Genomic DNA, 1,992 nt, shown 5'->3' with positions numbered 1-1,992 from the left:
GTGTCTGTTTTCTATTTTGCTCAGAAAATATAAAAAAACTCGTATGGGCTACAAGAAAATCATTCTTGTCTACCAACACTAGAAATTATAGAGCCCAAAAGTCCTTATCTGTAACTAGATGAGGACTTTTTTGCATACTAAACTTTGGGAGGGCTTATGCAGTTGACACTGTGAGAAAAAAGAGAGCACATAGAATATTTTGTGAATGAGTGGAAACTATGATAGCCTTTACATATTAGTGTTAATAATCAAATAAGGTAAAAATGGGACTTAAAAACACTTAAATCTTGGACAAGGAGTGTGTCTTGTGAAAAAGAAAGAATTAGGCATGGAAATTGGCTTTGGTCTTGGTTTAGGTACTATGTTAGGCAGTCTATTTAATTATATTGAACTAGGTATTGTTTTAGGTGGAGTAGCTCGTGTGTTTATGTTATCTTAAAGATAAAAAAGGAAAATAAGAATAAATAGTCAACAAGAAGGTATTTAAAATGGAGTATCCTAGCCAATTAAAACAAGAAATTATGGAAAAAAGTAAAGAGTTTCAATTAGAAGGTTTTTTGCCTGGAAAAGGAGCAGAAAATGCGGAAGTTATGCTCGTAGCTGAAGCTCCAGGAAAGACGGAGATTGAAAAGCAAGTTCCTTTTAGTGGACAGGCAGGAAAAGGACTAGATGCTGCTCTTGATAGAATTCGTCTTAATAGGAAAGATATTTACATGACAAGTGTCGTTAGATGCCGGCCTTATAGCGTCAAGAAAAAAGGCGAGAAGCGAAGTTACCCTAACCGTACACCTAGTAAAACTGAAATACGTCTTTTTGCTCCTCTTTTTGATTTTGAAGTTGTAACCGTTCAGCCTAAAATTATTGTAGCGATGGGAAATAGCGCTTTAAAACGGTTATTAGGAAATCAATACAATGTTTCTAACTATCATGGGCAAACTTTGCGACAATCTATTTTGAAGTTATCAAAAGATCGTAAAACTTATGAAGAAACACAAAAAGATTATATGATCTTCCCAATGTACCATCCGGCGGCCATTCTTTATAATCGTAATTTGAAAGAGACGATGGCCAACGATTGGGATCGTTTATCTGAACTTATACAAGAAGTTATAACAGAAAAAAAGTGAAATGATGCTATTAAAGGAGTAGAGAATCACTCATTTTATGAATAAGGTAACGATTGTATTAGATTATAAAAATGTAAAGTATCGAATATAAAATTGACTTAAAGCCGGCATTAATATGTAAAATATGGGTAAAAGAAAAATATGGTACGACGTTTATGTCTTATGAGAAAGTTTTATTAACATTGGTTTTGTTTAATAACGAACAATTGATTTAGCAAATGAAAGGAAGACACTAAAATGATACTCACATGGATTATTTTACTTGTTTTAATCGGCGGTTTCTTTATCGGCTTAAGAAGAGGTTTGGTTTTTCAAGTTGTTGGCTTAACTGGATTTATTATTGCTCTTGCTGCTGCTTCCCTATATTCGAATACTTTGGCACCATATTTAAGTTGGATCCCTTCTCCTGGTTCAATGAACGGTATTACAGAAGACTTTTATTACCAGGCAATTGCTTTTATCCTTTTATTTATTGGTGTTAGGATCTTATGGAATATTCTGGGTTCTTCCCTCGATTTTTTGGCTAGTTTGCCTCTGCTAAATATCGTAAATCGTTGGCTTGGAGGAGCATTTGGTATTGTCAAAGTTTATATAGCTGTTTTTCTGTTATTAAATCTTGTTGCCTTTGTACCCAATGCTACTGCTCAAGAGACGGTATCAGATTCAACCTTAGCGCAAACGATCGTACAAGATACCCCTGTTCTTTCGGAAAAAGTAGAAGAGCTTTAGATATAAAGGATTTATAAAAAGACTTGATAGCTTATCAAGTCTTTTTATATGTGTGCCAGGCATGGCATTTATCTAGCTGGTGAAAGTCCAGTCGCAGGTAGTTACCGCCAAGCGTAGCGAGCCACAAGCTGAAATC

3 protein-coding genes are annotated in these 1,992 nt (G+C 34.7%); all 3 read left to right on the top strand.

The window, feature by feature from the left end; genetic code table 11:
- The first annotated feature begins 307 nt into the window (after positions 1-307).
- Positions 308-439 carry a hypothetical protein gene (locus G577_RS12605; RefSeq protein WP_280453966.1) on the top strand — a complete coding sequence of 44 codons (132 nt, stop codon included), beginning with the start codon at positions 308-310 and terminating at the stop codon, positions 437-439.
- A gap of 49 nt (positions 440-488) precedes the next feature.
- Positions 489-1,127 (top strand): uracil-DNA glycosylase, encoded by a 639-nt coding sequence (locus G577_RS0110325; RefSeq protein WP_028791092.1) that lies wholly within the window; start codon positions 489-491, stop codon positions 1,125-1,127.
- Positions 1,128-1,364: 237 nt separating this feature from the next.
- Positions 1,365-1,856, top strand: coding sequence for a CvpA family protein (locus tag G577_RS0110320; protein ID WP_081675771.1), 492 nt, complete (start codon positions 1,365-1,367; stop codon positions 1,854-1,856).
- Positions 1,857-1,992 lie beyond the last annotated feature (136 nt).

The organism is Tetragenococcus muriaticus DSM 15685, from assembly GCF_000423785.1.
GTDB classification, from domain to species: domain Bacteria; phylum Bacillota; class Bacilli; order Lactobacillales; family Enterococcaceae; genus Tetragenococcus; species Tetragenococcus muriaticus.
This window is presented reverse-complemented; position numbering and strand designations above follow the sequence as displayed.

Excerpts from the sequence above, each read along its gene's own strand:
- G577_RS0110325 (WP_028791092.1), top strand. The coding sequence starts at position 489 with ATGGAGTATCCTAGCCAATTAAAACAAGAAATTATGGAAAAAAGTAAA.
- G577_RS0110320 (WP_081675771.1), top strand. The coding sequence starts at position 1,365 with ATGATACTCACATGGATTATTTTACTTGTTTTAATCGGCGGTTTCTTT.